The sequence below is a fragment of the Sphingobium sp. Ant17 genome (assembly GCF_000588875.1).
Taxonomy (GTDB): domain Bacteria; phylum Pseudomonadota; class Alphaproteobacteria; order Sphingomonadales; family Sphingomonadaceae; genus Sphingobium.
Map to the genome: position 1 here is coordinate 1 of NZ_JEMV01000115.1, position 6,313 is coordinate 6,313.

General features: G+C 58.7%; 2 protein-coding genes and 2 pseudogenes. 1 reads left to right on the plus strand and 3 read right to left on the minus strand.

The window, feature by feature from the left end; all coding sequences use genetic code 11:
* The first annotated feature begins 932 nt into the window (after positions 1 to 932).
* Positions 933 to 3,923 (plus strand): annotated as a pseudogene (gene uvrA / locus BF95_RS24105) (excinuclease ABC subunit UvrA).
* Here uvrA and BF95_RS26930 read toward each other — a convergent pair.
* The 3 genes and pseudogenes from BF95_RS26930 to BF95_RS28125 all read right to left on the minus strand — a co-directional run.
* On the minus strand, positions 3,924 to 4,865 hold the full coding sequence (locus tag BF95_RS26930) for a RelA/SpoT domain-containing protein (RefSeq protein ID WP_081764283.1): 942 nt from the start codon (positions 4,863 to 4,865) through the stop codon (positions 3,924 to 3,926).
* The gene (locus BF95_RS24115; protein ID WP_043148743.1) at positions 4,840 to 5,913 is read right to left on the minus strand and encodes an IS5 family transposase; all 1,074 of its coding nucleotides are present in this window, start codon (positions 5,911 to 5,913) and stop codon (positions 4,840 to 4,842) included. Before BF95_RS24115 ends, BF95_RS26930 begins: the two co-directional genes overlap by 26 nt.
* A 185-nt stretch (positions 5,914 to 6,098) precedes the next feature.
* Positions 6,099 to 6,313 (minus strand): annotated as a pseudogene (locus BF95_RS28125) (hypothetical protein); the annotation flags it as partial.

Here is a 6,313-nt window from a genome sequence, read left to right on the forward strand (position 1 = left end):
GGGGCATACCTACTCGCTGACAAAACAGCGAAAATCGCTGTTTCGTCATATGGCGTTTGCAGAAACCGTTTATATCCGCGTGCTCACAGTGAGGCAATCGAGGTGCGCTAGAATATGGTCGAGATCAGGATGTCTTTTTTCAGGGGCGATGATCTCTCCGAAGGTCTCTAAAGAAGTGCGAGACGGGGGTTCTTCTTCCTCACGTTGAAGTATCTGCGCTGGATGGACGCGAAAGGCGGGTACGAAAAATACCGCCAGATGCGGGGCGTTCTATCTTCAAATGTTACGCCCAAGGCACTCCTCATGAAAACACAGCCATCTTAAGCGGATTATCGGCATAGCGATGGAGCCACCGGGGCAGAATGGAGGCTCTTCCGAAGACATCATCTATACTGAACAAGCAAAATGGACTGATGCAGATCGCAGACAGGTTCGGAAAGATTGCTCAAGCCTGGGCATCATGGGTAATTTGAAGCGGAGGAACTATCGCGGCAAAGAGTACCCTGAGGCCAATAGAAGCAGCACATTGCAATCGACTGGAAATCGCAAACAGCGTCGGATGGACGCGGCCCGTAAGAGAAACGGCTAAATGGCTTATCCAGGGGTGCGTCAGCGCTTGGATCGCAAATCAATGCAAGCCCGCTTCCTCTTTTGAGCCTTGTCGCGACGCGGCAAGCAATCCGGGGGCGGTGGCCGACTGGCAGCTATCTACCCCTGCCGCCCGGTAAGCCGACATTCCGCAATCGGCCAGTTCCGACCAAGGCAAAAGCATGCTCTTTCCCATTCACCCCATATCCTTTGGTGCAGCGCAAACCCCTTTGCGCGCGCCTCGCGCGGATTGTCCCTTCTCAAAACCCTGCGCCCGCCCCATTTGTCAGGGCGATCGGCCGATGGCCTTGCCCAATTAGAACAAATCTGGAACAACGCCCCACATGAGCCTTACCCACATATCCGTCCGCGGCGCGCGTGAACACAACCTCAAGGGCGTCGATGTTGATCTGCCCCGCGACAGCCTGATCGTCATCACCGGGCTTTCGGGGTCGGGCAAATCCTCGCTCGCCTTCGACACCATCTATGCCGAGGGGCAGCGCCGCTATGTGGAATCGCTCTCCGCCTATGCGCGCCAGTTCCTTGAGATGATGCAGAAGCCCGATGTCGAACATATCGAAGGCCTCAGCCCCGCGATCAGCATCGAGCAGAAGACGACCAGCCGCAATCCCCGCTCCACCGTCGCGACCGTCACCGAAATCTACGATTATATGCGGCTGCTCTGGGCGCGCGTCGCATTCCCTACAGCCCCGCGACCGGCCTGCCCATCAGCGCGCAGACCGTCAGCCAGATGGTCGACCGCGTGATGCTCCTGCCCGAAGGGACGCGCTTCTACCTGCTCGCCCCCGTCGTGCGCGGGCGCAAGGGCGAATATCGCAAGGAACTCGCGGAGTGGCAGAAGGCGGGCTACACCCGCGTCCGCATCGACGGCGAAATGATGCTGATCGAGGACGCGCCGGCGCTCGACAAGAAATACAAGCATGACATCGAAGTCGTCGTCGACCGCCTCGCCGTCGCCCCCGACATGGGCACGCGGCTGGCCGACAGTTTTGAGCAGGCGCTCAAGCTGGCGGATGGGCTGGCGTTCGTGGATCTGGCGGACACGACTGTCGCAGAATTGGGCGCCGCCCCCACCCCCGTTCGCCCTGAGCCTGTCGAAGGGCCGTCCTTATCTTCGGAAGAACAGAGCAAGGCTTCGACAAGCTCAGCCCGAACGGAGAAAAAGCTCAAAGGCGCAGGCATCCCCGCCAACCGCATCGTCTTTTCCGAAAAATTCGCCTGCCCCGTCAGCGGCTTCACCATTGCCGAGATCGAGCCGCGCCTCTTCTCCTTCAACGCCCCCATGGGCGCCTGCCCCGCCTGCGACGGGCTTGGCGAGCGGCAGGAGTTCGACCCCGAACTCGTCGTCCCCAACGAAGCCTCTCCCTCAAAAAGGGCGCGGTCGTCCCCTGGGCCAAGTCCAACCCGCCCAGCCCCTATTATATGCAAGTCCTCGGCTCCCTCGCCAAGGAATTCGGCTTCTCGCTCGACACCCCCTGGGCCGACCTGCCCGGCGAAGTGAAGCTCATCATCCTCCACGGCACCGGCGGCAAGCCCGTCACGCTCAAATTCATGGACGGCCGCAAAAGCTATGAGGTCAAGAAGGCGTTCGAGGGCGTCATCGGCAACCTCAACCGCCGCCTCCTGCAAACCGAATCCGCCTGGATGCGCGAGGAACTGAGCAAATACCAACGCGCCCAGCCCTGCGAAACCTGCCACGCGCGCGCCTCAAGCCCGAAGCGCTCGCGGTCAAGATCGCGGGCGAGGACATTTCCCTCTCCACCCGCCGCTCGGTGGTGGACGCGCTCGCCTTCTTCACCGCGATGCCCGCCAAGCTCAACGACCAGCAGAACCAGATCGCCCGCGCCATCCTCAAGGAAATCGTCGAGCGCCTCGGCTTCCTCAACAATGTCGGCCTCGACTATCTCAACCTCGACCGCACCAGCGGCACGCTGTCCGGCGGCGAATCCCAACGCATCCGCCTCGCCTCGCAGATCGGCTCCGGCCTCTCCGGCGTCCTCTACGTCCTCGACGAACCGTCGATCGGCCTGCATCAGCGCGACAATGACCGCCTGCTCGTCACCCTGAAACGCCTGCGCGACCTCGGCAACAGCGTCATCGTCGTCGAGCATGACGAAGACGCCATCCGCCACGCCGACTATATCGTCGACATGGGGCCGGGCGCGGGCATTCGCGGCGGCGAGATCGTCGCGCAAGGCACGCTCAAGCAGATCCTCAAAGCCAAAAACTCCCTCACCGCCGATTATTTGAACGGCACCCGCCGCATCGAAGTGCCCAAGAAACGCCGCAAGGGCACCGGCAAGAAGCTGACCGTCCACAACGCCCGCGCCAATAATCTGCGCGGCGTCACCGCGTCGATCCCGCTCGGCACCTTCACCTGCATCACCGGCGTCTCCGGCTCCGGCAAGTCCAGCTTCACCATCGACACGCTCTACGCCGCCTCCGCCCGCGCCCTCAACGGCGCGCGCATCCTGGCCGGCGCGCATGACAAGGTGACGGGCCTCGAACATTGCGACAAGGTGATCGACATCGACCAGTCGCCCATCGGCCGCACCCCCCGCTCCAACCCGGCCACCTATACCGGCGCCTTCACCAACATCCGCGACTGGTTCGCGGGGCTGCCCGAAAGCCAGGCGCGCGGCTACAAACCCGGCCGCTTCAGCTTCAACGTCAAGGGCGGCCGCTGCGAAGCCTGCACCGGCGACGGCCTCATCAAGATCGAGATGCACTTCCTCCCCGACGTCTATGTGACGTGCGATGTGTGCCACGGCGCGCGCTACAATCGCGAAACGCTGGAGGTGAAGTTCAAGGGCCACTCGATCGCCGACGTGCTCGACATGACGGTCGAGGATGCCGTCGAATTCTTCAAGGCCGTCCCCCCCATCCGCGACAAGATGGCCATGCTCGCCGAAGTGGGCCTTGGCTATGTCAAGGTCGGCCAGCAGGCCACGACCCTGTCAGGCGGCGAAGCCCAGCGCGTCAAACTCGCCAAGGAACTCGCGCGCAGAGCCACCGGCCAGACGCTCTACATCTTGGACGAACCCACCACCGGCCTGCATTTCGAAGATGTCCGCAAACTGCTCGAAGTCCTCCACGCGCTGGTCGACCAGGGCAACAGCGTCGTGGTCATTGAACATAATCTGGACGTCATCAAGACCGCCGACTGGATCATCGACATGGGTCCAGAGGGCGGCGTCAAAGGCGGCGAAGTCGTGGCCGAAGGCACGCCGGAGAAGGTGGCGAAGGAGCCGCGCTCCTTTACGGGACATTATCTTGCGCCGTTGCTGGGGTTGGAGAGTGTGGCGGCGGAGTGATTACTCCGCCAAAGCCTCTTCTATCATCGAAACAAAATCTGTCGTATCCGCAAAATAATTTCGGAATGTCACTCGCATATTATCGAATGAGTCGGCTCTTACCAAAACAACATCTGCCACATTTGACATTTTTTCTTCCAAGGCATTGTATCTTTCTATGGCCCTAAAAACGTTATCATACGGATGAACTTCTAATACGCTTTGGTTTTCATCTTCCATTTTAACATATGGAAAAACAAGTACGTTATTTTTCTTGAAGTCTATGTCGACAACTTTTGTATTTACGCTGCGAAAAAGACCCACAATCCTTGTCTTCTGTTCGCAGTCATTAAAACCGTCCTTAACTTCTTGAATAGTCAAATCCGGCAGGCATGATACACTTCCTTCATATTGCCTGGCTATCAATTCACTCGCAAAACGAAATTGATTAATTAACTCTTGGCTACCTTGTCCAAATTTTGGTTTATTCATAGTAAGAAGGCCAGCGACCTCAACGGCTGTAGACCAAGCGTGTTGAGCGTATGTTCTAAACTGAATTTCGACATTCAGTCCATTCCAAGTCTTGCCGCCCTCTGATCGCACATCATACTCATAAACCTCATGGATACCACGATATCCGTCTGACTTGGGATTGACTAAATAATTCCATCTTTCTTCATTATCTGCGCCTCGTCTTTTATGATTGAAATTTGCGTTATGAAGACTATTCCTAAATATCAAAAGATCTTCAACAGTCTCGAATATTATCCTGCAACCAGCGATGTCATGCATCCTAGCTGGACACCCGCAAAAACCGGCACTTTGATGCTTCCGTTGGGGTAATGGCGGCATGACCGGGGCACAGGGCGCTTTGGCGGGCGGCTTTTCGGTCGCCGGATGGGACATTTCATGACCTTTTCCGGGGTTCAGGGCAGACTCATGCTGTGACGGCGCGTCGTTCATGGAAGATCAGGCGGTCGAAGTTATAGGCCAGATTAGCCAGTGTGAGTTTCGCCTCGGCCCGCTTGATGCCGATGGTGCGGATAAATAGCCCGAACCGGTTTTTCTGATGCGCAAACACATGCTCAATCCTAGCCCGGATCGCCGACTTTGCGGCATTGGCGCGGGCGGTGGCCTTGGGCATGGACTTTCCTTTGGGTTTTCGCCGGTGGATGCGACTGGTCAGCATGCGATCGGCCAGCCATATTTCGTTCGTTCTGGAGCGGTATGCAGTGTCGGCCCAGACCTCGCTGCTGCTATTTTCCGCGATCACATGACGTAACATGCGCCCATCGGCGTGGGCCGCCGATGTGACCTCCCCGGCGCGAATGAACCCGTACCGGCGGTCGATGCTGATATGGCTTTTATATCCGAACACCGGCAAGGCAATCATCGGTAGAGGCTTGCCATCCTTGTAGCGCACCTTCCCGCCGATCTTGAGCGTCCAGCGCGCATCGGTGTCCTTCTGTGCCGCCTTGGCCGGATCATCGGGCCATATATCCTGCGCCGACTTTCCATCCTTGATGGCCTGCCGTTCGTCATCGGTGTTGCGCTGCTTGGGCGCTGGCACCAGGCTGGCATCGATGATCTGGCCCGACATAGGGATGTAGCCCTTCTTGTGCAGTTGCCAGTCGAAGGCCTTCATCACCCGCTTGAGCGTCCCGGTCTCCGTCATCCGGTTGCGAAAGTGCCGGATCGTATTCTCGTCGGGGGTGCGGTCACCCAGCGCAAAGCCCAGAAACCGCATCCAGCTGAGCCGGTCCCGGATCATATACTCCATCCGCGCATCGGACAGATTATGCTGGGTCTGCAGGATCAAGATTTTAAACATGGCAACGGGATCGAACGGCGGGCGACCGCCCTTGCTGCCATCGCCATAACCCAGTCCCTCGACCAGCCAGACCCGGAAATACTCAAAATCCACTGTCCGTTCCAGGATCTCAAGCGGATCGCCGTGGCAGCTCAGCATCTCAAGATGGTCGTTCAGGCTGAAAAGAGACTTGGGGTCCATGGCTCGTCACCTCCAATGGCTGCCCAATCAATGAATCACGAATAACCTAAATCCGCCAGAGTTTTTGCGGGTGTCCAGCTAACTAATCAAATTGGCACAAGTCGCAACCTATGTCCGGGTCGCTGTCCGCTTTGCGGAATGGCTTGGGGTCCGGGCCGCGCCCGAACCCCCAACCCGTCCAGGCCCCGCCGCGTCCCCGCTAAAGGCCCGAAGACCCCGGAACCGCGCCCAACCTGCATCGTGCCCCGTAATCGCATCGCCGCTGACCGTGGCTTCGCATTCCAGCGTCATCGGCATCGGCATGGTCATTTCCATCTTCCAGGTCAGGGTGTCGCCCGCGACCTTGCCATCGACCACGTCCAGCGACCCCATCATCCCGGCAAAGGTGCCGTTGAACCGG